The sequence below is a fragment of the Lentzea albidocapillata genome, from assembly GCF_000719115.1.
In the GTDB taxonomy this organism is placed as follows: domain Bacteria; phylum Actinomycetota; class Actinomycetes; order Mycobacteriales; family Pseudonocardiaceae; genus Lentzea; species Lentzea albidocapillata.
The window spans coordinates 25892-49844 of the sequence record NZ_JOEA01000014.1; the positions used below are offsets into that span (position 1 = coordinate 25892).

A 23953-nucleotide genomic window follows, 5' to 3' on the forward strand; every position below is an offset into this window, starting at 1 on the left:
TCACCCGTAGATCTCGGCGTGCAGGGAGAACGCCGTGGCGATCTCGGCTTGTGCCCAGAACCGGTGGTAGGTGAACGTCGGTGCCGGTCCACCGTCCAGATAGGACTGCACCTTCGGCCACTGCGGGTCGTTGCGGAACATCGAGCGCATCGACAGGAACGACGAGCCCTGCCCGATCTGGTCACCGTTGGGCATGCGCCCGGTCCAGCCGTTGGGCACGTACGGGCCCTCGGCGGTGGAGGTGTTGTAGACGTCGTCGAACCGGTTGTAGTCCGTGCGGGTCTCCGGCGTCGCGATGCCCAGACTGTCCTGATGCGAGAGCAACGACGTCAGCAACGACTCACCCGTGGTTTTGGCCTGGGCGTTGCCCGACCTCGCCGCGTAGTTGAGCAGGACCTTGGCGTACGACGCGGCGATCCCGACGTCCTGGTTGTGGTTGAGCACGCGGACCCGCAGGTTCGCGTTCGCGCCGGGGTTGGTCGCGTTCCACGTGTCCGGCGCTCCCGACCACTCCATGTCCGCGGGGATCCGGAAGTTCGTGCCGGTGGTGGTGTTCGCGATCGCCCACGGCACCCACTTGTCGAGGATCTTCTTGGCGCGTGCGTCACCGGTCAGCCGGTACAGCGCCGCCGTGCGCTCGATCCCCCACACCTGGAAGCCGAACCACCGGTTGCTCGGCGGGTCGCGCCACACCGGGTGGGCGTCGTAGTGCATGCCGTAGAACGTCGGCGTGCCCGCGGGAGGCGAGGCGTACTGGCCCTCCCAGCTGTTCGTGACGCCACCGGCGAGACCACCGTCGGCCGACTGCAGCCACTGCAGCATCTCGAGCTGCCGATTCAGGCTCGTCGCCCAGTCCTGCTGCCCGGTGGCGGACAACGGCTTGAGCGCCGGCACGTTCGCGAGAGCGTGCGCTGCCAACGGGTTCTGGTAGCCCTGGTGCGAGGCACCGTCGCCGATGCGCCACGCCCAGCCCGCGGAGGTGTCGGTCGCGCCACCCCACGCGTAGTACCAGGACATCAGGTAGTGCGCGCTGTCCTTGCCCGTCGCGCCGGGGCACGACGAGGGGCTGTTGCAGTTGCCGATGCGCTTGAAGTACTTGTCGAACATGGCGTACCGCAGGTAGTCGCCCATCTTCGCGGACTTGCCGATCTCACTGGAGATGTCCCCGGCCTTGCCCTGGGCCGTGGCCCACTGCTGGGCGAGCAGCGCCACCTGCACCACGCGGGCGTCCGCGTCCGGTGCGTTGGTGTACTTCCACTGCTTGGCGTAGGAGGCGTCCTTGGTGAACAGGTCCAGGAAGCCGTTGGGGCCACCGTGCTTGAACGTGTCGCACGAGGGCTGCGGGATGGTCTCCCACACCGACTCCGACGAGCCGCGCTGATAGGTGTTGATGTACGCGGGGGCCGTCGTGCCGTCACCGCACCGGCCGAAGCCGTACGTGTTGTCGACGTCGATGAGCCAGTGCATGCCGTAGACGTCCGAGTTGCCGTACGCGGTCTTCAGTTCCGCCGCGATCGGGTCCTGGCCCACGGGAACCGTGCCGTCCAGCGTCGACGGGTAGGCGTCCATCCTCGGGTGCTCGGGCGCGTAGGTAGCCGGCTTCGACGGGTCGTACTTGTCGTTGGTCGGCTGGTCGGCCTTCGCCGGGATGATGAACTTCTCCATCGACGCGAACGCGGACTTGAACGGCGCCCAGTCACCGGTGACCCGGCCGTAGCTCGCCTCCAGCCACAGGTAGTAGCTGAACGCCTCGGACGTGGTCTGGTGACCGTGGTCCGGTGCCTCCACCATCAGCGTCTCGACCGAGTGGTAGGGCACGAGCAGGTCGCCGAACTTGCGGAAGTAGCCGCTCGCCGGGTCCTTGATCTTGTTGTACTGGTCGAGGAACGCCTTGTTGAAGTCCGATGTGGACGGGTCGATCTCGTTCACCGTGACGCTCGCCGGGCTGTACCCGGTGGCCGACGCCGTGAACGTGGCGGTCCCGAGCGCGCCACCGTTGTTCGCCGACGTCACCGTCACCGTCTGCTTCGCGGTGCCGGAGAACGTGAGCGTGGCCGGGGTCGCCGTCAGGTCCGCACTGCCGCTGCGGGCGAGCGTGACGGTGACGGGCTGGCTCGGTGCCGTGGCCAGGGAGACGTCGAACGTGGCCGTCTGGCCCTGCTTGACCGAGACCGTGCTCGGCGAGGCCAGCACCGCCGGTCCGGACAGGACCTTGACCGCGGCCGGTGCCGAGGTCGTGGTGGCACCGCGGTTGTCCGTCGCCCGTGCGGTGATGCTGTGGTCACCCGCCGGCGCCGACGTCCACGTGCCGCTGAACGGCGCGCTGGTGTCGGTGGCGATCAGGGTGTCCCCCGCGTAGAAGTCGACCTTGGCCACCGTTCCGTCGGTGTCCTGCGCGGTCGCCGCCAGCGGGATCTGAGCGGGCACGGTGTAGCTGCTGCCGCTCGCAGGCGCCGTCAGCGCCACCGAGGGCGACTGGTTGGGGCCGGTGCAGGACACGCCGTTCACGGCGAAGTCCGTCGGTGGCCGGTTCGTCGAGCCCTTGCTGCCGTTGAACCCGACCTGCGCCGTGCCGCCAGAGGCCAGCGTGGGGGCCCAGGCAGGGTTGGTCACGCTCACCACCGCGCCGGTCTGCGTGAAGTTGCCGCTCCAGCCCTGCGTGACGCGTTGCCCGTCCGGGAACGTCCAGGTCAGGTTCCAGCCGTTCAGCGCCTCCCCGTCGTTGCGGATCGACACGGCCGCGCCGAATCCGGTGTTCCACTCGTTGGTGATCTGGTAGGTGACGGTGCAGGCCACCGCGGCCGGTGCCGCGACGGCGGGAGTTCCGCCGACCAGCACCACCGCCGCAACCGTCAACGCCACTTTTCGTCGAGTCATGCCGCCGCCCTCTCGACCTGGGAGCGCTCCCAGAGTTCACGGCACTGTAACGTGGCCCACAGCGATCAAAGGATCAGAGGTGTAATCGATTCTGAGCCGGAAAGCCCTTGGCATTACGCCTTTCGGCACAACACCCGTTGGTCTACCGGTTCCTCTTACTACTCTCTTCGAGTGGAATTCTGGGAGCGGTCCCAGAAGAGGGTGGGGGCGCCCACGCCACTTCGGGCGCCCCCTGGTCTCGTCAGCCGCGCCCGGCTCCGGCACCGGCCGTGACCACGCTCTTCACGCTGCTCGCGCTGTCCAGCGGGTACGAATAGGGAAGGCTCTTGACCGAGCCGCCCTGGTCGCCCGTTCCGGAGTTGACGAAGTGGTTGTTGCGCGCCACCAGCGAACCACCGGGCGAGCTGCCCTCACCGCGGTGGAACGGGTCCTCGGTGTTCTCGAAGTAGTTGCCTTCGACCAGGACCCCGGCCTCGACGGTCGACGCGACGCCGTAGTCGGTCACACCGCCGTAATAGTTGTTGTAGACGTGCACCGGGTTGCCGAACCGCACGCGCGGGTGGCGCTGCTGAGTGCCGGCGAACCAGTTGTGGTGGTAGGTCACCCGGAGCTTGCCGCGATCCTCCGAGCCGTTGCCGTCGCTGTGGCCCAGCAGCATCGCCTTGTTGTGACTGCTGAACTTGTTCCAGGACACCGTGACGTAGTCCGAGGCCCGCTTGACGTCGACCGCACCGTCGTAGCCGTTGGAGAAGGTGTTGTGGTCGATCCACACGCGGGTGGAGTACTGAACATTGACCGCGTCGTCACCCCAGCTTCGGAAATTGAGGTTGCGCACGATCACGTTCGAGGCGTTGGCGATGTTCAGGCCCTGCCCGGTGATCGTCGCGGTCGAGCCGACTCCCTCGATGGTCTTGTTCGAGGCGACCTTCGTCATGCTCGGCAGCGAGATCGTGCCGGAGACCCGGATCACCGCCGCGCCCGACGCCTTCGCGGCCGCGACGAACGCGGACGCCGTGGTGACGGTGACCGGAGAGGCGCTGCCGCCACCCGTCGTGCCACCACCCTGAGTGGCCCAGCCGACCAGCCCGAACGGAGCGGCGGCCGCCTGGGGAACAGATATCGCGCCCAGGACCAGCGCGACGGCGGAAATCAATGCTGTGCGCTTTGGAATCATTTACTCGCTCCCAATGAGAGTGAGCGGCGGTAGAACTCACACAACCAGCACCCGGCAGCACGGTCAACCAATTCGACGATATTCGATTCGAACGTTCGAATAGAGGTTGACAGGAAAGATCTCCGCTCTACCATCGAATTACCGCCGCGCATCCCCCTGCAAGCGGAGCGCACATGAAGAAAATGGCACCATTGGTGTTGGCCGCGGCCTTGGCCGCGTTTCTCGCACCTCAGGCACAGGCTGCGGGCAGCACCTTCCCCACCCCGTCCGGATCGAAACCGGTCGGCACGACCATCAAGGTCGGATCGAGCGGTTACGACGGTGGCATGCAACGGTTCTACGGCACCGGCGACCTCGGTTCGGGCGGTCAGAACGAGGACCAGGGCCCGATCTTCCAGCTGGCGAACGGCGCGACGCTGAAGAACGTCGTGCTCGGCTCGCCGACCGCGGACGGCGTCCACTGCCTCGGCACCTGCACGCTCACCAACGTCTGGTGGGAGGACGTCGGCGAGGACGCGGCCACGTTCAAGGGCACGTCGTCATCGCAGACCATGACCATCAGCGGTGGTGGCGCGCGCAAGGCGTCGGACAAGGTGTTCCAGCACAACGGGCCGGGCACGATGATCATCCGCAACTTCCAGGTGGACGACTTCGGCAAGCTCTACCGGTCCTGCGGCAACTGCAAGACGCAGCACAAGCGGCACGTCGTGCTGGAGAACGTCACCGCGTTCTCCCCCGGCAAGGCGCTGGTCGGCATCAACACCAACTACGGCGACACAGCGCGGTTCTCGAGGATCACCATCGTCGGGGACGGCAGCAAGAAGATCGCGATCTGCGACAAGTACCAGGGTGTCACGAGCGGTGAACCGAAGAAAATCGGCACCGGCGCGGACAGCACGAACTGCCTGTTCAAGTCCTCGGACATCACCTACCGCTAGAAGAAATGCCCCGGCCGCCCGGCCGGGGCATTTCTCACCTCACTTCAAGAGTGTGAACTCCGATGTGTTCGAAATTCCAGTCGTCCCCGATTCCGGGTATCAGCGGAAGCGCCACGTCGCCGTTCTCGTCCAGCGGATCGGCGATGGAGTTCCGGTGTGGCGGGACCCGGTCGAAGTCGACGTGCGGGTGCAGCAGACCCCGTTCGTACCAGCGGCCGCCATCGGTCGCGCCGAGCACGGTGAGGCTGCCCGCCCCGTTGCCGTGGATCTCGCAGTCCATGTTGAACGACTCCGCGAGGTGCACGGTCTTGAGCACCGGCGTGATGCCGCCACTGCCCGCGGGACCGGCTCGCAGGATGTCGCACGCCCCGGCGGTGATCCACTCGGCACGGGTGAGGTGCTTGCCCCACGCCACCTCCGGGCCGATCACCGGGATGTCCAGCTGCTCGGCGAGCCACCGGTAGGAGCTGATCGACGCCTCCTCCATCGGCTCCTCGAACCAGTAGTAGTCCATTTCCTGCAACGCCCTGCCGAGCCGCAGCGCCTCCGTCCGCGAGTACCAGTGGCTCGCGTCGAGCATCAATGCGATGTCTGGCCCCACCGCGTCCCGCACCGCCTGGCACGCCTCGACGTCCCGCGAGACGCTGGGCGCACCGGGCACCGGCGGCATCCACGTGTGCAGCTTGATCGCCCGGTAGCCCACCGACACGAGGTGCTTCGCGAAGTCCGCGTAGTCGCCCGGTGTCGCGAGGCCGTCCGTGTCACCGCACATCGTGCTGCCGTAGGCGGGGATCCGGTCACGCGCGCCCCCGGCGAGCTTCCACGCCGGGAGTCCGGCCTTCCGCGCGACGAGGTCCCACAGCGCCTGGTCGACGAACCCGAGCGCGCGGTCGGTGAACCCGCCGTGCGCGCCCCGCTGCCTTCGCCCGAGCAGCCGCCACAGCCGTTCCCGGTCCCACGGGTCCTGGCCCAGCAGCACCGGCCGCACGTGCTTGTCCAGCACGGCGGGCCGCAGCTGGTCGGGCTGGACCTGGCAGTACCCCGTGGCACCGTCGGTGTCGGTGATCTCCAGCAGTGCCTCGACCACCTCGTGCTCGGGCGCCGGGTGCCGGTGCCCCTCCGGGTCGACGGACGTGGCCGCCGTGGTCCTGAACGTCCGCACCACCACCCGTTCGATCACTTGCGCTGCTCCCAGTCCTGCTGGGCGGTGGTGAGCTTGGCCGCGAGCTGGTCGAGGAACTCCTGCGCGGACATCTGGCCCAGCAACACCTTCTGGTAGAGCGGTTCGGTGTCGGTCTTGGTGATCGACGAGTACTCGGGCAGGTAGACCGGCGCGGGCACGAGCACGGTGGCCGGGTCCTCCAGCACCCCGAGCGCCATCTTCACGGCCGGGTTCTTCTGGATCCACTCGGCGCCGCGCACGTCCGTGTTCGCCGGGATCTGGCCGACCTTCTCGTTCCAGTAGCCGTTGCTCTCGGCCGACGTCAGGAACTCGACGAACTTCCAGGACGCCTCACGGTTCTTGCCGCCCTTGAACACCGCGAAACCGTCGGTCGGGTTCGGCACCACCGTGCGCTTCCCGGACGGGCCCTTCGGCAACGGCATGGCGGCGACGCGTTCCGGGCCGAGCGCCTTCATCACGTCCGCGGTCGAGCCGAGGTTGTGGTGCATCATCGCCACCGTGCCGCCGGTGAACTGCGCGACCATCTGCGTGTAGCTGTTGTTCACGTCGGCCTCGGGCGTGGCCTTCTTGTACAGCTCGGCCACCTTGCGCACGAGCTCGGCGTTGCGCGGGTCGGCGACCGTGCTCTTGCCGCCGTCGTAGAACTTCTCGACACCGGAGTAGGAGTAGGCCTCGGACAGCAGCTGGAAGACGGACCCCGCACCACCGCGGATCGTGAAGCCGTACTGGTTGTCCGCCGGCCTCGTCAGCTGGGTGGCGGCCTTGGCCAGATCATCCCATGTGGACGGTTCCGGGATCTTGTTCTCCTCGAACCGGTCGGACCGGTACCAGATGATGTCCATGTTGCCCGACGCGGGAACGGCGTAGAGCTTGCCGTCGGGCGCGGTCTGCCGCACGGTCTCGAGCAGCCCCGGCAACAGCTTGTCCTTGAGCGCGCCGTTCTCGATCCGGTCGTCGGCCGGTTCGAGCGCGTCCTGGCCGACGAGGTGCGCGAGGTAGGACGTCGTCACGCCACCAACGTCCGGAGTGGACCCTCCCGCGATGGCCGTGTCGTACTTCTGCTGCACCGACGAGCTGGGAATGCCGACGTACTCGATCTTGATGTCGGGGTTCGCCGCCTCGAACCGCTTGATCAGCTCCTGGTAGATGGGTGTGCGGCCGGGGCCGCCGTTGTTGTCCCAGAACGTGACCGTCGTGGGCCCGTCCTGTCCCGCGGAACAACCGCTCAGCACGAGCACCAATGCGATCAGCAGCTTTCTCATGACCTCTCCCTCATCCTTTGACCGCACCGGCGCTGAGCCCCTGCACCAGGAACCGTTGCACCACGGCGAAAACCAGTACGACCGGCACCGCGGCGATGACTCCGCCCGCCGCGAGCGCCCCGAAGTCGGTGTTGAACTCCCCCAGCGCGTAGCTCAGCCCGACCGGCAGCGTGAACTTGTCCTGCTTGCTTGCGAACATCAGCGCGAACAGGAAGTTGTTCCAGGCACCGATGAACGCGAACGACCCGACCGCCACGATCGCGGGCTTGAGCTGCGGCAGCGTCACCGCGAAGAACGCGCGCAGCCGCGAGCACCCGTCGACCATCGCGGCCTCTTCGAGCTCGATCGGGACGTTGCGCACGAAGCCGCTCATCAGGATCAGCGCGAGCGGCAGCTGGAACGCGGTGTCCGCGATCACCAGGCCGGTGAGGCTGTTCAGCAGCCCGGCGGACTTGAAGATCACGAACAACGGGATCAGCATCATCGCGCCCGGGATGAACTGCGTGCACAGCAACGCCAGCAGGAACACCCGCTGACCGCGGAACCTGAAGCGCGCCAGCGCGTAGCCGCCCATCAGCGCGAACACGGTGACGACGATCATCGTGCCGACCCCGATGATCAGGCTGTTCTGGAAGAACAACCCGAACCCGATGCCGTTCCACACCGTGTCGAAGTGCTCGAAGGTGATCGGCCACGGCACGAGCGAGGTCTGGCCCGTCGGCCGGAACGCGAAGACGAGCATCCAGTAGAACGGGATCAGCGTGAACAGCAGGTAGAGCACCAGCGGGAGGTGCAGCCGGAAGTACCGGCTCGGGTCGCGGTGCTTCCTGCGGCGCGGCGGCGCCGGAGGCGGCACGACCGTCGTCGCCGGGCGGGTGAGTGTCTGGGTCATGCCCTGCTCCCGAACTTGGACAGCCTCAGGTAGAGGATCGAGAAGAACAGCAGGATCACGAAGCCGGCCATCGTCAGCGCGGAGCCGTACCCGAAGTCGTGCGAGTCGACGGCTTTGCGCGCCACGTAGAGCGGCAGCGTGGTGGTCTGGTTGGCCGGTCCACCACCGGTGAGCGTGTAGATGAGGTCGACGTTGTTGAACTCCCACACCGCGCGCAGCAACGTGGACAGCACGATCGCGTCGCGCAGGTGCGGCAGCGTGACGCTGATGAACTGGCGCCACCGCCCGGCACCGTCGACCGAGGCGGCCTCGTACAGGTCGTTCGGGATGGTCTGGAGGTCGGCGAGCAGCAGGATCGCGAAGAACGGCACCCCGCGCCACAGCTCGGTGACGACGGTCGCGGGGAACACGGTCGCCGGATCACCGAGCACCGAGGTGCCGGGATCACCGATGCCCCACTGGGCGAGCTGCTGGAAGATCCCCGTCGACGGGTTGTAGAGCAGGATCCAGATGCCCGTGGTGAGCACACCGGACACCGCCCACGGCGAGAACACCAGCGCCCGCGCGAGTCCCCGGCCGATGAACGTCTCGTTGACGATCAGCGCGAGGACGAGTCCCAGCACCAGTTGCAGACCGACCTCGACGACCACCCACTTGGCGCTGAACGCGAGGCTCTGCCAGAACAGCTGGTCCTCGAACAGCATCCGCCGGAAGTTCTCGAACCCGATGAAGCCGTTCTTCCACGGCTGCGTGACGGTGTGCTGGCGGAGGCTGAACCACCCGACGCTGGCGATCGGGTAGACCAGGAACACCGCCATCAGCACGAGCGTCGGGGCGATCAGGGCGTACGGCGCCCACGTGCGGGTCCTCACGCCGGGTTCCACCCGCTCAGGTAGGTGGCCTTCGTGTGCTGCCGCGCCTGCTCGTCGGTGAGCTGCGGACGGTCCGTTCCGGTACCCGCGCCGGGCCCGGTGTTGCGGTACTCGGCGAACTTGGCGTCCCGCCACGGGAATCCGGACATGTCGGTCCACGGCTGGCGTTTGATCGCCGCGGGCAGCTCGGTGTCGCGGATGACCACCTGCGCGATCGCGTCCGGGTCACCGCCGGGGTGCCAGGGCCTGCCGAGGAAGTACGTGCCGGCCGGGGCGTCACTGCGGATCTTCGAGTTGACGATCAGGAAGCCGTGCGGGTTGTCCCTGCGGGTGCTGGCGGCGGTCACGTACCCGTTGGGGTCGCCGCCGCGGTTCAGCGCGGTGATGGTCGCCCGTTCGAAGACCGCCGTCGCCCTGCCGAACAGGAAGTCGACGTCGCCGGTGATCGCGCAGTCCCGGTAGTACTGCCGCGACCGCGTGTTCACGGCCGGTGTGTCGGCGTACAGGGTGTCCTGGTGGCCTTCGAAGCGCACGCGGTCGAACAGCATTCGATCGCCGGTGGCCTTGACCGCGACCGCCTGCGTGGCCGTGATCTCCGGGTGCTTCGCGCGGTCGAACGAGTTGCGGAAGGTGACGTCACGGGCGGTGAACCCGTCCGCGGCGATGGTCGCCGTGGCGCTGCCCGTCGTTCCGTACGTGGTGCCGTCGGGTTTCTTCGTGCCGTTGGCGTTGTCGAAGTCGATCACCACGTCCTGGGCACGCCCGGTGGCGCCGCGCAGGGTGAGGTCCTTCTTGGTCGCCGGGATCATGACGACCTCCCGGTACACGCCCTTCGGCAGCGTGATCACGCCTCCCGCCGGTGCCGCGTCGATCGCGGACTGCACGGTGGCGAAACCCTTGCCCACCACGAGGTGGTGTCCCGCCGGTGGCGCGCCCGCCCGGAGGTGCCTGATCCGGTGCGCGGGTTCGAGACCGCGGTTCAGCGTCGGCGTCCACCCGGCGTCGGTGCCGAGGGCCTTGTCGGGGAACGCCGCGTTGTGCGCGTTCACCAGGCTCACCGGCCTGCCGTCCACCAGGTTGCCGGTGTCGGTGATCGCCGTGCCGCCCCAGTTGTAGACGATCCTCTCCGGCGCGATGCCCTTGATGTAGTTGTTCTGCGCGTGGATCTGGGACTTGACGCCGACGCCCCAGCTGTAGGTCTGCGCGCCTTCGTACAGGTTGTTGTAGACGTGCACCTGGCCGAACCGCACGCGGGGAGCGCGTTCCAGCACGTTGCGGAAGACGTTGTGGTGCACTGAGACCCGCAGCTTGCCTGGATCGGTCGTCGAGGAGTTCGACGAGCCGATCAGCATGGTTTTGCCGTGCTCGGCGAAGACGTTGCGGGACACGGTGACGAGGTCGGAGCCGTTCGTGATGTCGAGCTGCCCGTCGTGCACCTGGTACGGCCGTCCGAAGTGGAGCGGCTGGGTGCTGTCGACGTTCGGCTCGTCGGTGAACGTGCTGTGGTCGACCCACACGTGCTCGGACCGCTGGACCGACACCGAGTCGTAGAGCGAGTTCCAGTTGCCGGGCGGCGAGCCGGGGCTGTTGTCCGTGGGATCCCACTGCGGGAAGCAGTCGCGGGTGTCGCGGAAGGTCAGGTTGCGCACGATCACGTTGCGCGCGTTGTGGATCCTGAGACTGCCGCCGGTGATCCCGGCCCCGCGACCGACCCCGATGATCGTGGTGTCCGCGAGGACGTTCAGCCCGATGACCGCTTCCTGCTTCTTCGCCGACGCCACCCGAGCGTCCTCGAGCGCCCCTTCGGGTTCGCGCTCCCATCCCCAGACCGCCGGGTCGTACGCCGCGAGGTAACCGGCCAGCGTGTAGCCGTCGGTCGCGTAATCCTCACACCGCAACGGTTTCCCGTCGGCGCCGGTGTTCGCGTCGATCACACCCCTGACCTTGATGATCCGCGGAGCCGGCGAGGCCAGCGCCGCGACGAGCTCGGCCCGCGTGCGCACCTCGTGCACGTTCGCGGCGGGGGCCGCCGCTCCCCCGGTCGTGCCCGGCCCGGCCGACGCCCAGCCGTCCCCTGCGGCCAGCACCTGCCGCGCGGGGTCGTGACCGGCGTGCGCGGGAAGGCTCACCACCCCGGCGGATGCGCAGGCCAGAACCAGCGCGCCAACGAAAAGCCGCATGACGGAATACCCTTCGGAAAGGATTCACATTCTTGAACAAGGTCCACGATCGTGAACCGAGTATTACGAATGCTTCCGGCATGCGTCAACGAAGTGAATTCATTCGATGATTCGGCACGGTGTTCGACTATTCTTCGAATCGAATACCGTCGAACAACGCGAACGCCGCGATCAGAACTTGATCGCGGCGTTCGTGTTCCGTAGAGCCTCAGCTCTTGGGCTGTCGCAGCGAAGGCGTGAGCACCAGCGCGGGCAGCAACAACAGCGGCACGATCAGCAAGGCCCGCAACACCCCCGAATGGTTGCCGAGCAGCCCCACGAGCGGCGGCCCCGCCAGGAACGCCGTGTAGCCGATCACCGCGACAACGCTGACCCGAGCCGCGGCACGGTCGGGATCGTCGGCGGCCGCGCTCATGCCCACCGGGAAGCCCAATGCGGTCCCGAGACCCCAGATGGCCACGCCGGCGACCGCCAGACCGAACGACCCCGCGAACACCGCCAGCGTCACGCCCGAAGCGGCCAGCAGCATCGACAGAACTACCGCGGGGACGCGGCCCCAGCGGTCCAGCGCGATGGTGCCGAAGATCCTGCCGAACGTCATCGTCGTGACGAACACGCCGAACACCAGGGCACCCAGGGCCGGGTCGACCTCGTAGCCGTCGATGAACGCCACCGCCACCCAGTCGTTCGCGGTGCCCTCGGTGAACGCCAGCACCAGCACCAGCAGTCCGATCAGCAACGTGCGGGGCTCGCGCCACGCCGCCATGACACCGCTGCCGCTGCCGTGCTCCGCCTCGGCGGCCAGGCTGTACCTGCGCGCGGCCAGCAGCGTGCCGCCGGCGACCACCACAGCCACCACGGCCAGGTGTGCGGTGACCGGCAGGACCGCCCACGCCGCCAACGACGCCAGGGCCGCGGCTGCGACCGTGCCGAGGCTCCACATCGCGTGGAAGCGCGGCATCACCGTCTTGCCGAGAGCGCGTTCCACCTCCGCGGCCTCGACGTTCATCGCGACGTCGCACAACCCAGACCCGTAGCCGAGCACGAAGATCCCGATCGCCGTCACCACCGGCGACGGGTAGGCGCCGATGCCGACACCTGCCACCGCAAGTCCCAGCGCGACCGTCATCGCCGACAGGCTGACCGTCCGTTTCGGCCTGAGCCGGTGCGTGACCTCGCCCGCGGTGAGCATCGCCAGGCACGCGCCCACGGACATCGACAGCAGCAGCAACCCCAGCGCGCCCGGTGTGAGACCCAGCGCGTCACGGGCGGCGGGCACGCGGGCGAACCACGTCGCCACGGCCACGCCGTTCAGCCCGAAGGTGACCGCGACCCCCGCGGCGGCGGCTCGGACCTGACTGCGTGGCACCGTGACCGACATCCCGGCCCTCCTTTCTCGATACACGAAGTACCTACCCCATACATGGAAGCGCTTCCACCGCAATACTGCTGAGATGACGGGAGAACGCACCGCGACACTCGACGACGTGGCACGGGCCGCAGGCGTGTCCCGGGCCACCGCCTCGCGCGTGGTCACCGGCCAGGGTCCGGCATCGCCGCGGGCACGGGACAGGGTGACCGCGGCCGTGGCGGCGCTGGGCTACGTGCCGGACGCCTCCGCCCGCGCGCTGGTCACCCGTACCGGCACACGTCTCGCCATCGCCGTCATCGGCCACACCGCCGCCGTGCTCGACGATCCCTACGTCGGCCGCGTCCTGACGTCTGCGGCGCACGTCGCCGCCGAGCGCGAGGTCGGCGTCTCCCTGCACTGGCTGCCCCTGCGTGACCCCGGTTCGCTCGCCCGGCTCGCCGACGGGCGCGGGCTCGGTGGCCTGGTGGTGGTGAACCCCACGCGACCGGCGCTGGAGAGCGTGCCGCGGACCCTGCGCGGCCGGGTCGCCGCGGTCGGGGTCGGCGCACGGCACGTGCCGTCGTTCGACGTCGACAACCGCGCCGGCACGGACGGGGTCGTGCGGCACCTCGTGCGCACCGGCAGGCAGCGGATCGCGATGGTCACCGGACCGTCCTGGCTGCTCTGCTGCGACCGCGCCGTCGACGCCTACCGGCGGGTGCTGCGCGACAGCGGTGGCGAACCCCGGGTCGTCACCGGTGACTTCACCGCCGCCCGCGGCGCCGAGGCCGCCACCGAGATCATGGCGCGATGGCCGGACACCGACGCGGTGTTCGCGCTCAGCGACCTCACCGCGCTGGGTGTCCTCGACGGACTTCACGCGCTGGGCGTGCGGGTGCCGGGGGACGTGGCCGTCGCCGGGTTCGACGACATCGCGTTCGCCGGGCTCAGCCGCCCGGCGCTCACGACGAGCACACACCCGGTGGAGGACATCGCCGCGGCGGCGGCCCAGGCCGTCCTCGACCGCCGTGACACCTCCGGGGCGACGTTCTACCCCTCCGCCCTCGTCGTGCGGGACAGCGCGTGATCACTCGACCGAACAGGACTGGCCGTTGAGCGTGAACGCGCCGGGAACGGAGTTCCCGCCCCGCACCGAACCGTTGAATCCGATCGACACCGAACCGCCGGGCTGGATCTCCGGGTTGTAGTCGGCGTTCGCGGCGTTGACGGTCGCGCCGGACTGCCGTGCTTTCGCATTCCACATGTCGGTGACGTTCTGCCCGTTCGCGAAACTCCACCGCAGCGCCCAGCCGTGGACGGACGTGGAACCGGTGTTGCGCACGCTCACATTCGCCTGGAAGCCACCCGGCCACTGGCCGGAGATGCGATAAGCGACCGCGCACGCCCGTGCGGGCGGGCGTGGCACCGTCGTCGTGGGTGCCGGGCGGGGAGGCGCCGCGGTGGTGGGAGCCGGTCGCGGCGGCACTGTGGTCGTGCCCGGCGCCGGAAGATCCGTGGTGGCGGGAGGCAGGGGCGCGTCGAGACCGTCACAGGGCGGTCCCCACAGGCCCTTGTTCGCCCCGGCCGCCTCGGACTCCGCCGTGAGCAGCGCACCGCCGTCGACGCCTTCCGCCCGCAGCACGCCTTGCCGCACCGCGAGTAACGCGTAGTCGGTGCCGTCCTCCAGTGCCAGGTTCACGTCGCCGGAGACGACGGGACTGATGCGGACGGCGCTGGCCAGCAGCGTCGTCCTGGCGAACGACACCGCGCCCTCGGCCCAGCAGGCCGGAGGTTCCGCCAGCTGCGCGATGCGGGCCTTCGTGCCGTCCGCCAGCTCGACGGTCCGGCCGTCGATCACGTCGCGCACGAAGTGCAGCACGCCCTGGTACCGCGCCTCCTCGTTGACGAGGGAGGGCGGTTTCCAGGGCGTGCTGGTGGAAGGCGCCGGCGACGGCGGCCCTGCCGTGCAGGCTCCGGTGAGCAGGACCAGAACCACGAGCCAGTGCTTGCGCGCCACCACTACCCCAATTGTCGTTGAACCCTCAACAACCCTAGAGGGTCGCGGGCCCGGTTCAATCGACCGTTCGGAGTGGACTACCTGCGCGGAACGGCGGTCATCGACCAACGCTGGTTGGCACCGGATGTCGCTTGGTACAAACCAATTCTGGCACCGTCCTCACGCGACTCACCGGCCACGTCGAGCAGACTTCCGTTCTCCTGGTTGACGAAAGTCCACGTACCGTCCCCGGTCGACGACAGCACCCATCTCGCGGCCGGCCCGTCGGAGGAGCTCAGCACGACGTTCCCGCCACCCGCCGCGATCCTCTGGCCGGTGGCGGTGTTGACGATGGAGAACTGGGCGCGGTTGTCGTAGCCGCCGGTCCGCCGTTCCACGCGCCACACCTGGTTCGCCGCGGCCGGATCGGTGGTGCGCTGGACGAGCGAGGTACCCGACGGCGCAAGCGACTTGCCGCTCTGCACCCCGGTGAGCCGGTACTCGCCGCCCAGAGCCGCCGCGCGGTTCACCCCGCTCACCCCGGTCACCTCGAACGTGGTGACCGACTTCGCCGGCACGGAGAGCGTCGCCTTGCGGTCCTTCACCCGCACAGCGGCGCCCTTCATCAACGCGCCGTGCTGGTCCGTCACCACCGGACGTACCGAAGCGTTATGCCGCACCGACGCGAACGCCGACAGGTCCAGCGTCACGGACTGCGCCTGATCGGACTTGTTCAAGTGCACCACGGACTTCAGCTCGGTGTTGCGCACCGCCGCCACGTCGGTCGTGGTGTTGACCTTCACGAGGCGGTCGCCGGGCTTGACGAAGTGGGTGAAGTTGCGCAGCGCGTGGAACTTCGTGTTGACGCGCGCCGGGCACGTCGCGAGCGTGTCCTGCGCCCCGCAGTCGAACGGGATCTGGATCACGCCCCAGTTCATGCCGTCCGGTGACTCGGCACCGGGCGTCATGTTGTTGTAGTCCTCGATCGCCTGCCACAGCAGCCACGCACGCGGTTCCAGCTCGCGCAGGTCGTCGATCACGCGCTCGGCGATGCCCAGCCCCGGCTCCATGCTGGTGAAGCTCTGCCCCGAACCCCAGTGCCCGTCGACCTCGCTCATCCACAACGGCTTGTGCGAGCCCTTGGCGATGTCACGGGCGGACGTGCGGCGTGCCGTGCCGTACGTGTGCACGTTCAGCTGGCTGACCTGCGCGCGCACCGAGGCGGGATAGGCCGCCCAGTCGTCGGCGAAGATGCCGGGGTTGGTCTCGTCCGGCGCGGACACCGTGGCCTTCAACCTGTTGGCGCGCAACGCCTGCGCCATCGCGGGCACCACCTTCGCCTGCAGGGCGGGCCCGATGTGAGCGCCTTCCTGCCGCCCGCCCGTCGGGTTGCCGTCCGGGCCGAGCGTCGTGCGCCAGTAGGAGGTGTTGGGCTCGTTGAACGGGTCGACCGTGGCGAACTTGATGCCGTGGGCCCGTTCCAGTTCGGCGGTGGCCTGGGCGAGGTAGGCGGCGAAGTCGCCGATCCGATCCTCCCGCAACTGATCCGCGTTCGGGTCGAAGCCTCCGGAGACGTACCCGCTGACGGTCTGGAACCACGGCGGCGAGTTGCTGAACGACTCCCAGCGGGTCACGTCCTGCTTGATCCGGTCGACCCACCACCGCTGCCGCGGATCCGCGTCGGCGTCGAAGAAACGCGGATCGCCCGGCTTCCACCAGTCGGTGTCCGTGCGGGTGGTACCGGCGGGCGCCTTCCACCAGCCGGGCACCGCGGCACCCGCGCGCAGGTACTCCGGCACGTCCGGGGCATTGCCGCCGCCGACGTTGTACCGCGCGATGTTGAGGTTGAGACCGTCCTCGCCGAACAGGAGTTCCGCCAGCTGGTTGCGGATCTCGTCCGGGTAACCACCCGTGGCGTTGGCGAACCACACCAGGCTCGTGCCCCAGCCCTGGAACGGCTCCTGCTGATAGGTCGGATCCGGTCTCACCGTGACGGAACCGACGGCGGCCGTGGCAGGCACCGCAGTGGAGAGCGTGAGCGCCGAAGCGGCGAGCAGAGCGACAATTCTGGTCATCGGTTCTCCGTTGAACGCGCGATGTTCACGCTAACATCTATCGATGACCCGCTGGCACGTCAAGGTCCTGCCGGACGGAGGCGCAGCCGCCCGGCAGGACCCGCGGGAACGCTCGCCCCCGAGGAGACGGGCCCGCACGCTCGAACCCCGAGGAGAGTTACTTGAGCGAGCAGGTGGCGAAGCGCTCCAGCCCTTGAGGCCGCGCCCCCACGCGGCCGATGGAGATCGCGATCCGGTCCAGCGCCGCGGTCCGCTTGCTCGCCAGCGGGCCCAGGATCGCGTTCTGCACGAAGTTCGGCCCTCCCTGACCGGCCGACGTGCGCAGCCGCTCGTTGGCCTCCAGCAACTGCTTGCCGAGGTTGGCGAGTTCGCGGTCGACCTCGGCGCGCGCGGCTGCGGGGACGTTCTGCACCACCGGAAGCGGGCATTCGATCACCCGCCCGGCCGCCGAACCGGTGCCGGCGTTCGTGCTCGTGGACGCCGGTCGCGTCGTCGTCGGTGGTGCGGACACGGCGGGCGCCTGGCCAAGCCCGCAGGTCGCGAACCTTTCCAGCCCCTCTGGCTTGTCCGCGACCCGGCCGATGGCGGTCTCGATGCGGTTCAGCGCCGCGACCCGCTTGCTCGCCAGGGGGCCGAGAATCGCGTTCTGCACGAAGTTCGGCCCGCCTTCACCGGCCGACGTGCGCAGCCGGTTGTTCGCCTCCGCTATCTGCTTGTCGAGGTTGGCCAGCTCTCGCTGGACCTCGGCCTGCGCCGCGTCCGGCACCGCCGGGACGACCGGCTGCGGGCACGCGACCGAGCCGGTGGCGGTCTCCCCGCCGGCGAAGGCGACGGCCGCGGTCACCGCGGTGAGCGTCGCGGCGACGGCGACTCCGGCCACGAGCACCCGCTTGCCTCGCTGGGGTCGTGCATGCGCTCTCGACATATTCGAACCTCACGACTAGGGGACGGTTTGTGCCGGCACAACGGGATACGGACCGGGAAAGCAAAAAGTTCAACTACTTGTGAGCGTTCACAGCAAATGGCATGCTCACGACTCATTCCGCAGTCCCGCACCTGCGAAGAACCGGGGAACAGCCATGCCATCGGCAGACAGAGTCGTCCACGAGCAGATCCCGTTGCGCGTCCACGGCGTGAACCTCAAGGTCGCGTCGGTGCGTCGCGGGGGCGTCGACGCCCCCGTCGTCTTCCTGCACGGGTTCGGCACGAGCAAGGAGGACTACCTCGACGTCCTGCAGCGGCACGAGTTCGCCGGGCGCCCGTTCCTCGCCTACGACACACCCGGTGCGGGCGCCACGGAGTGCGCCGACCTGGGTGAGGTGGACCTGCCGTTCCTGGCGGAGACCGCGCGGGCGATGCTCGACCGCGCGGGCATCGGCCGGTTCCACGTCGTCGGGCACTCGACGGGAGCGCTCACGGCGCTTCTCCTGGCGCACAAGGAACCGGGCCGGGTGCTGAGCTTCGTCAACATCAAGGGTGTGCTGGCACCCGAGGACTGCGTGCTGAGCAGACAGGCGCTGAACCACCGCGATCCCGGTGACTTCCTCTTCAAGCTCGCGGAACGCAGCCGGGAGACGCCCTGCTACGGCGGCGGCCTGTACGCGGCGAACCTGCCGGGCAAGGTCCAGCGCGGCGCCGTGTCCACGCTCTTCCGGTCGATGGTCGAGCTCGCCGACCACGGGAACCTGCTGCAGAAGTTCCTGTCACTGCCCTGTCCGAAGATGTACCTCTACGGCGAGCAGTGCGCCGGTCTGTCCTACCTTCCGATCCTCGACGCGAACGGGGTGGAGCTGGCGGAGATCCCCCACAGCGGGCATCTCCCCCTGTACTCCAACCCCGTCGCGACGTGGCGGCAGATTGCCGAGTTCCACGCTCGTCAGCTGATTCCCAGTGCCAGGCGGTGGTAGGCGGAGTTCCAGCGCAGCCGGTCGGTGAACGAGGCCGGCGTCGTCGCGGAGTCGATCAGCACGAGCTCCGTGGCGGCCATCTGCGCGAAGTCGCGCAGCACCTCGGCTCCGACGGCCTGCGTCATCACCGTGTGGTGCGGGCCGCCCGCGGTGAGCCAGCACTCCGCGGACGTCGAGAGCGACGGCGCCGGCTTCCAGACGGCCCGTGCGACCGGCAGCTTCGGCAGCGGCTCGTCGGGCTCGACCACCGTGACCTCGTTGGCCACCAGGCGGAACCGGTCGCCCATGTCGGCCAGACCGACCACCACGGCGGGTCCGGGCTGGGCGTCGAACACCAGCCGCACCGGGTCCTCGCGGTCGCCGATACCCAGCGGGTGGATCTCGCAGGACGGCTGCGCCGCGGCGATCGTCGGGCAGACCTCCAGCATGTGCGCGCCGAGGATCTTCGGCTCGCCCGGCCCGAAGTGGTAGGTGTAGTCCTCCATGAACGACGTGCCGCGGCCGGTGCCGGTGCCCATGGCCTTCACGGCCGCGAGCAGCGCCGAGGTCTTCCAGTCGCCCTCGCCGCCGAAGCCGTAGCCGTCCGCCATCAGCCGCTGCACGGCGAGACCGGGTAGCTGCCGCAACCCGCCGAGGTCCTGGAAGTTCGTGGTGAACGCCCCGAACCCGCCGTCGTCCAAAAAGGACCGCAGTCCGATCTCGATGCGGGCCGCGTACCGCAGCGAGTCGTGCCGCTCTCCCCCGCGCGCCAGTTCCGCCGAAAGCCGGTAGGTCTCGGCGTAGTCGGTAACCAGCAGGTCGATGCTCGCGTCGGGTACGGCGTCGACCACGGCGACGAGGTCGTTGACGCCGTAGGTGTTGACCGAGACGCCGAACCGCAGCTCCGCCTCGACCTTGTCGCCCTCGGTCACGGCGACGTCGCGCATGTTGTCGCCGAACCGCGCCAGCTTCAGGCCTCGCAGGTGCGCGCGACCGGCCGCGGCACGGGCCCAGCCGTCGATCCGCTCGGCCACCACGGGATCACTCGCGTGCCCGGCGACCGTCTTGCGCGCCACCCCGATCCGGGTCTGCACGTAGGCGAACTCGCGGTCGCCGTGCGCGGCCTGGTTGAGGTTCATGAAGTCCATGTCGATGGTGGACCACGGCAGCGCCTCGTTGAGCTGCGTGTGCAGGTGCAGCAACGGTTTGCGCAGCAGGTCCAGCCCGGTGATCCACATCTTCGCGGGCGAGAACGTGTGCATCCACGCGATCACGCCGACACACGACGGGTCGTTGTTCGCCTCCTGCATGATCGCGCGAATGGCGCCGGAGTCGGTCAGCACCGGCTTCCACACGATCTCCGCGCTGATCCGGCCGGACTCGGTGAGCATCCGCTGGATCTGCTGGGACTGGGCCGCGACCTGGTCGAGCGTCTCGGGGCCGTAGAGGTGCTGGCTGCCGGTGAGGAACCAGATCTGGGGCTTGTCCGGCATGTGCTCTCCTTCTGGGCTCACTGGCCGTAAACGTTCTGGTAGCGCTCGTAGAGCCGGTCGACGTGCTCTTGCTCGATCACGTCCGGCTTGCCGAGCTGGAGTGCGAAGTGGACGGTGCGGGCGACGTCTTCCACCAGCACCGCGGCTTTCACGGCGGCGCGGGCGGTCGCGCCGACGGTGAACGGGCCGTGGTTGCGCATCAGCACGGCAGGAGACCTGCTGGCACTGAGGGTTTCCACGATCCCCTTGCCGATCGAGTCGTCGCCGATCAACGCGAACGGCCCGACCGGGATGGCTCCGCCGAACTCGTCCGCGATCATGGTGAGCACGCACGGGATGGGCTCACCGCGCGCCGCCCACGCTGTCGCGTAAGGAGAATGCGTATGCACGACACCGCCGACGTGGGGCATGTGCCGGTACACGTACGCGTGGGCCGCGGTGTCGGAGGACGGCGCGAGCTCACCCTCGACGAGGGTGCCGTGCAGGTCCGTCACGACCATCGCGTGCGGTCCCAGCTCGTCGTAGGACACCCCGGACGGCTTGATCACCATCAGCTCGTGGCCGGGCACCCGTGCCGACACGTTGCCCGCCGTCCAGCTCACCAGTTCGTAGCGGGTCAGCTCGCGGTGGAGTTCGGCGACCGTGCGGCGAAGTTCTGCCGTTGCGGACATCAGCTCTTCCCCTCCAGGGCGGCGCGGCGGTACTCACGCAGCCGGTGCATGACATCGTTGGCACCCCGGCCGAAGTAGTCGTGCAGCTCCAGGTAGTCGTGGAAGAGCCGTTCGTACGCCTCGACGTTCTCCTGAACGGGCATGAAGACGTTGCGCCGCACCGATCCCATCGAGTCCGACGCCTCGCGGATGTCCTGGTACGCGCCCGCCGCCACCGCGGCGTGCATCGCGGAGCCGAGCGCCGGGCCCTGCTCCGAGCCGATCACCGACAGCGGCAGGTTCACGACGTCGGCGTAGATCTGCATCATCAGCGTGTTCTTGACGAGCCCGCCGGCGATGACGAACTCGGTCACCGGCACGCCCGCGTCGGTGAAGGTGTCGATGATCATCCGCGTGCCGAACGCCGTGGCCTCCAGCAACGCGCGGTAGACGTCCTCGGCCTTCGTGGCGAGCGTCTGACCGACGACCACACCGGACAGTTCGTGGTCGACCAGCACGGACCTGTTGCCGCTGTGCCAGTCGAGCGCGACGAGCCCGTGCTCGCCGACCTGCTGGTCAGCCGCCAACTCGGAGAGCAGGTCGTGCACCGTGATGCCGCGCTCGCTCGCCTGCTCGTGGTAGGCGGGCGGCACCTGGTTGCGCAGGAACCACGCGAAGATGTCGCCGACACCGCTCTGCCCGGCCTCGTACCCCCACAACCCCGGCACGATGCCGCCGTCGACGACGCCGCACATGCCCGGCACCTCGCGCAGCACGTCTCCGCTCATCACGTGGCACGTGGAGGTGCCCATGATCGCGACCATCTGGCCGGGCCCGACGGCCTGCGCGGCGGGCGCCGTGACGTGGGCGTCGACGTTGCCGACCGACACCGCGATGCCCTGGGACAGCCCGGTCCACTCCGCGGCCTGCGCGGTCAGTGCGCCGGCCCGGTCGCCGAGCGCGGACAGCGGGTGGTCGAGCTTGTCCGCGACGAAGGTCGCGAAGTCGGGGTTGAGCTCGGCGAGGAAGTCGTCGCTCGGATACCGGCCGTCCTGGTGGATGCCCTTGTAGCCGGCGGTACAGGCGTTGCGCGTGTAGGTGCCGGTGAGCTGCCAGACGATCCAGTCGGCGGCCTCGACCCAGTGCGACATCGCCGCGTAGACCTCGGGTGCCTCCTCCAGCACCTGCAGCCCCTTGGCGAACTCCCACTCCGAGGAGATCAGGCCGCCGTAGCGCGCGAGCCACGGCTCCTTGCGCCGACGGGCGAGTTCGTTGATCCGGTCCGCCTGCGGCTGGGCGGCATGGTGGCGCCAGAGCTTGATGTAGGCGTGCGGGTTCTCCGCGAACTCCGGCAGGTCGCACAGCGGTGTGCCGTCCGCGGTGACCGGCACCATCGTGCAGGCGGTGAAGTCGGTCCCGATGCCGATCACCTGGTCCGCGGAGATCCCGGCCGCCTCGACCGCCTGCGGGACGGCGGTGCGCAGGACGTCGAGGTAGTCGGCCGGGACCTGCAGCGCCCACTCCGGCGGCAGCGGCCGGCCGGTAGCGGGCAGCACCTGGTCCACCACTCCGTGGCGGTACTCGTGCACAGCGGTGCCGAGCTCCGCGCCGTCGCGGACGCGCACGACCACGGCGCGGCCGGACAGCGTGCCGAAGTCGACACCCACCACGCACGCGTCGCGGTCGATCGTCATGTCAGTCACGACCTGAGTGTTATCGCTAACAATCAGGGAGTCAAGATGTGCCCGATACATCGTGATTTCCCTGTGAGTGAGGGAAATGGGTGCGACGTGAGCGCACGACAAACCGGTCCACGCCGAAGTCGCGCCACGAGACCCCGACAAGGACCACGCTCCGGGGAGTGCCCTGCTCCAGCCGCGCGTCCCAGCCCCCGCTGTTCGCGGCTCACGCGGGAGCCTTCGCACTCTCCTGGGGTACGAAAGTTCCCCGCGTGCACTCCGCGACGGCGGGACAGGACGAACCAACGGAGCCGCGCCTGCCGCGAAGCGAGTACGCGGGGAGCCTTCGTACTCTCCTACGGCACGGAAGGGCCCCGCGTGCGGCAAGCAGCGGCGCGGTTCGGTGTGGGTTATCGGGGCGGCGGCGCCACGCTGTCCCGCTTCACCAGGGTCGGCGCGACCGTCCGCCGCGGCCGGGTGGTCTCCCCGTCGCTGACCTGCTCGAGCAGCAGGCCGAGCGTCTCGTGCGCGACCGCGGCGAAGTCCGGGCGCACGGTGGTGAGCGGCGGGATGAAGTAGGCCGCCTCGGGCACGTCGTCGAAGCCCACGACGCTCACGTCGTGCGGCACCCTCCTGCCGCGCTCGCTCATCGCCCGCAGCACGCCGAGGGCTAGGTGGTCGTTCGAGCAGAACACGGCCGTCACCTCGGGCATCCTGGCCAGCATCTGCCCTGCCCGGTAGCCCGACGCCGCGCTCCAGTCGGCCGCCACGACCGGGGGCACCTCGGCCGAGGTGGCGTCGAGTGCCGCGCGCCAGCCCTGCACGCGGCCCGCCGCGTCGAACCAGTCGGCGGGGCCCGACACGTGCCAGACGGTCTCGTGGCCCGCGTCGATCAGGTGCTTCGTGGCTTCGAACGCGCCGGTCGCCTGGTCGACGGTGACCAGCGGGGTGGAGCGGTCCGGGTCGCCGTCCACGGTCACCAGCGGCACGCCGGCGGGTACGTCGGCCAGCGCGTCGGCCGCGGACGAGTTCGGCGCGATCACCACGATGCCGGCCACGCGCTGGTCGCGGTGCCGTTCCACGGCGGCGGCGATGGAGTCGCGGTCGAGCACCTTCACCCTGCCGACGCTGACCGCGAACCCGGCCTCGCCCGCCGCCTCCTCGAAGGCGGACAGCAACGAGGCCGGGCCGTACAGCGTCGAGTTCTGCGCGACGACGCCGATGAGCTGCGTCTTGCCGGTGACGAGCGCGCGGGCCGCGCGGTTGGGCCGGTAGTCGAGCTCCTTGATGGCGGCCTTCACCCGCAGCCGGGTCTGCTCGCGGACGTTCGGGTGGTTGTTGAGCACACGCGAGACCGTCTGGTGCGACACCCCGGCAAGTCGTGCCACATCGGTCATCGCGGGGTCACGCGACGTCTTCTCCACGAGCGGTCTCCGATCTTCGAT

The 23953-nt window shown here is 69.0% G+C and carries 18 protein-coding genes; 3 read left to right on the forward strand and 15 right to left on the reverse strand.

Annotated features, from left to right (window positions below):
• A complete protein-coding gene (locus IG04_RS0121910; protein ID WP_030478551.1) occupies positions 1-2877 on the reverse strand; it encodes a glycoside hydrolase family 48 protein in 2877 nt (958 codons plus the stop codon).
• A gap of 241 nt (positions 2878-3118) precedes the next feature.
• Positions 3119-4051, reverse strand: a complete 933-nt coding sequence (locus IG04_RS0121915) for a pectate lyase family protein (RefSeq protein WP_030478552.1) — start codon at positions 4049-4051, stop codon at positions 3119-3121.
• A gap of 182 nt (positions 4052-4233) precedes the next feature.
• Here IG04_RS0121915 and IG04_RS0121920 point away from each other — a divergent pair, with 182 nt between their 5' ends.
• Positions 4234-4989 (forward strand): pectate lyase, encoded by a 756-nt coding sequence (locus tag IG04_RS0121920; protein ID WP_030478553.1) that lies wholly within the window; start codon positions 4234-4236, stop codon positions 4987-4989.
• A 34-nt stretch (positions 4990-5023) separates the two neighbouring features.
• Here IG04_RS0121920 and IG04_RS0121925 read toward each other — a convergent pair whose 3' ends face one another.
• From IG04_RS0121925 to IG04_RS0121955, 6 genes are all read right to left on the reverse strand, one after another.
• Positions 5024-6169, reverse strand: coding sequence for an enolase C-terminal domain-like protein (locus IG04_RS0121925; protein WP_051770390.1), 1146 nt, complete (start codon positions 6167-6169; stop codon positions 5024-5026).
• Positions 6166-7434, reverse strand: coding sequence for an ABC transporter substrate-binding protein (locus IG04_RS0121930; RefSeq protein WP_030478555.1), 1269 nt, complete (start codon positions 7432-7434; stop codon positions 6166-6168). The genes IG04_RS0121925 and IG04_RS0121930 overlap by 4 nt, the downstream gene beginning before the upstream one ends.
• A 10-nt stretch (positions 7435-7444) precedes the next feature.
• On the reverse strand, positions 7445-8326 hold the full coding sequence (locus tag IG04_RS0121935) for a carbohydrate ABC transporter permease (RefSeq protein ID WP_030478556.1): 882 nt from the start codon (positions 8324-8326) through the stop codon (positions 7445-7447).
• The gene (locus tag IG04_RS0121940) at positions 8323-9198 is read right to left on the reverse strand and encodes a carbohydrate ABC transporter permease (protein WP_036015593.1); all 876 of its coding nucleotides are present in this window, start codon (positions 9196-9198) and stop codon (positions 8323-8325) included. The genes IG04_RS0121935 and IG04_RS0121940 overlap by 4 nt, the downstream gene beginning before the upstream one ends.
• The gene (locus IG04_RS48195; protein ID WP_084401125.1) at positions 9195-11378 is read right to left on the reverse strand and encodes a pectinesterase family protein; all 2184 of its coding nucleotides are present in this window, start codon (positions 11376-11378) and stop codon (positions 9195-9197) included. The genes IG04_RS0121940 and IG04_RS48195 overlap by 4 nt, the downstream gene beginning before the upstream one ends.
• Positions 11379-11586: 208 nt before the next feature.
• The gene (locus IG04_RS0121955) at positions 11587-12759 is read right to left on the reverse strand and encodes an MFS transporter (protein WP_030478559.1); all 1173 of its coding nucleotides are present in this window, start codon (positions 12757-12759) and stop codon (positions 11587-11589) included.
• Positions 12760-12832: 73 nt separating this feature from the next.
• Here IG04_RS0121955 and IG04_RS0121960 point away from each other — a divergent pair, with 73 nt between their 5' ends.
• A complete protein-coding gene (locus tag IG04_RS0121960) occupies positions 12833-13816 on the forward strand; it encodes a LacI family DNA-binding transcriptional regulator (RefSeq protein ID WP_030478560.1) in 984 nt (327 codons plus the stop codon).
• On the opposite strand, the gene IG04_RS0121965 is transcribed toward IG04_RS0121960, so the two are convergent.
• The 3 genes from IG04_RS0121965 to IG04_RS0121975 all read right to left on the reverse strand — a co-directional run bounded on the left by IG04_RS0121965 (position 13817) and on the right by IG04_RS0121975 (position 17725).
• The gene (locus IG04_RS0121965; protein WP_030478561.1) at positions 13817-14749 is read right to left on the reverse strand and encodes a cellulose binding domain-containing protein; all 933 of its coding nucleotides are present in this window, start codon (positions 14747-14749) and stop codon (positions 13817-13819) included.
• Positions 14750-14823: 74 nt separating this feature from the next.
• The gene (locus IG04_RS0121970) at positions 14824-16800 is read right to left on the reverse strand and encodes an RICIN domain-containing protein (protein ID WP_030478562.1); all 1977 of its coding nucleotides are present in this window, start codon (positions 16798-16800) and stop codon (positions 14824-14826) included.
• Positions 16801-16957: 157 nt separating this feature from the next.
• Entirely contained in the window at positions 16958-17725 is a 768-nt protein-coding gene (locus tag IG04_RS0121975) for a hypothetical protein (RefSeq protein WP_030478563.1), read from the reverse strand.
• A 154-nt stretch (positions 17726-17879) separates the two neighbouring features.
• Here IG04_RS0121975 and IG04_RS0121980 point away from each other — a divergent pair, with 154 nt between their 5' ends.
• Positions 17880-18707 carry an alpha/beta fold hydrolase gene (locus IG04_RS0121980; protein WP_036015458.1) on the forward strand — a complete coding sequence of 276 codons (828 nt, stop codon included), beginning with the start codon at positions 17880-17882 and terminating at the stop codon, positions 18705-18707.
• On the opposite strand, the gene araA is transcribed toward IG04_RS0121980, so the two are convergent.
• The 4 genes from araA to IG04_RS0122000 form a co-directional block, all read right to left on the reverse strand.
• Positions 18677-20179 carry an L-arabinose isomerase gene (araA, locus tag IG04_RS0121985; protein WP_030478565.1) on the reverse strand — a complete coding sequence of 501 codons (1503 nt, stop codon included), beginning with the start codon at positions 20177-20179 and terminating at the stop codon, positions 18677-18679. The genes IG04_RS0121980 and araA overlap by 31 nt on opposite strands.
• Before the next feature lie 17 nt (positions 20180-20196).
• On the reverse strand, positions 20197-20850 hold the full coding sequence (locus IG04_RS0121990; protein ID WP_030478566.1) for an L-ribulose-5-phosphate 4-epimerase: 654 nt from the start codon (positions 20848-20850) through the stop codon (positions 20197-20199).
• Positions 20850-22523, reverse strand: a complete 1674-nt coding sequence (gene araB / locus IG04_RS0121995) for a ribulokinase (protein WP_030478567.1) — start codon at positions 22521-22523, stop codon at positions 20850-20852. Before araB ends, IG04_RS0121990 begins: the two co-directional genes overlap by 1 nt.
• Positions 22524-22918: 395 nt before the next feature.
• The gene (locus tag IG04_RS0122000; protein WP_030478568.1) at positions 22919-23905 is read right to left on the reverse strand and encodes a LacI family DNA-binding transcriptional regulator; all 987 of its coding nucleotides are present in this window, start codon (positions 23903-23905) and stop codon (positions 22919-22921) included.
• Between the last annotated feature and the right edge of the window lie 48 nt (positions 23906-23953).

Excerpts from the sequence above, each read along its gene's own strand:
- IG04_RS0121910 (WP_030478551.1), bottom strand. The coding sequence starts at position 2,877 with ATGACTCGACGAAAAGTGGCGTTGACGGTTGCGGCGGTGGTGCTGGTC.
- IG04_RS0122000 (WP_030478568.1), bottom strand. The coding sequence starts at position 23,905 with ATGACCGATGTGGCACGACTTGCCGGGGTGTCGCACCAGACGGTCTCG.
- araA (WP_030478565.1), bottom strand. The coding sequence starts at position 20,179 with ATGCCGGACAAGCCCCAGATCTGGTTCCTCACCGGCAGCCAGCACCTC.
- IG04_RS0121955 (WP_030478559.1), bottom strand. The coding sequence starts at position 12,759 with ATGTCGGTCACGGTGCCACGCAGTCAGGTCCGAGCCGCCGCCGCGGGG.
- IG04_RS0121915 (WP_030478552.1), bottom strand. The coding sequence starts at position 4,051 with ATGATTCCAAAGCGCACAGCATTGATTTCCGCCGTCGCGCTGGTCCTG.
- IG04_RS0121930 (WP_030478555.1), bottom strand. The coding sequence starts at position 7,434 with ATGAGAAAGCTGCTGATCGCATTGGTGCTCGTGCTGAGCGGTTGTTCC.
- IG04_RS0121990 (WP_030478566.1), bottom strand. The coding sequence starts at position 20,850 with ATGTCCGCAACGGCAGAACTTCGCCGCACGGTCGCCGAACTCCACCGC.
- araB (WP_030478567.1), bottom strand. The coding sequence starts at position 22,523 with ATGACGATCGACCGCGACGCGTGCGTGGTGGGTGTCGACTTCGGCACG.
- IG04_RS0121975 (WP_030478563.1), bottom strand. The coding sequence starts at position 17,725 with ATGTCGAGAGCGCATGCACGACCCCAGCGAGGCAAGCGGGTGCTCGTG.
- IG04_RS48195 (WP_084401125.1), bottom strand. The coding sequence starts at position 11,378 with ATGCGGCTTTTCGTTGGCGCGCTGGTTCTGGCCTGCGCATCCGCCGGG.
- IG04_RS0121935 (WP_030478556.1), bottom strand. The coding sequence starts at position 8,326 with ATGACCCAGACACTCACCCGCCCGGCGACGACGGTCGTGCCGCCTCCG.
- IG04_RS0121970 (WP_030478562.1), bottom strand. The coding sequence starts at position 16,800 with ATGACCAGAATTGTCGCTCTGCTCGCCGCTTCGGCGCTCACGCTCTCC.
- IG04_RS0121980 (WP_036015458.1), top strand. The coding sequence starts at position 17,880 with ATGCCATCGGCAGACAGAGTCGTCCACGAGCAGATCCCGTTGCGCGTC.
- IG04_RS0121960 (WP_030478560.1), top strand. The coding sequence starts at position 12,833 with ATGACGGGAGAACGCACCGCGACACTCGACGACGTGGCACGGGCCGCA.
- IG04_RS0121920 (WP_030478553.1), top strand. The coding sequence starts at position 4,234 with ATGGCACCATTGGTGTTGGCCGCGGCCTTGGCCGCGTTTCTCGCACCT.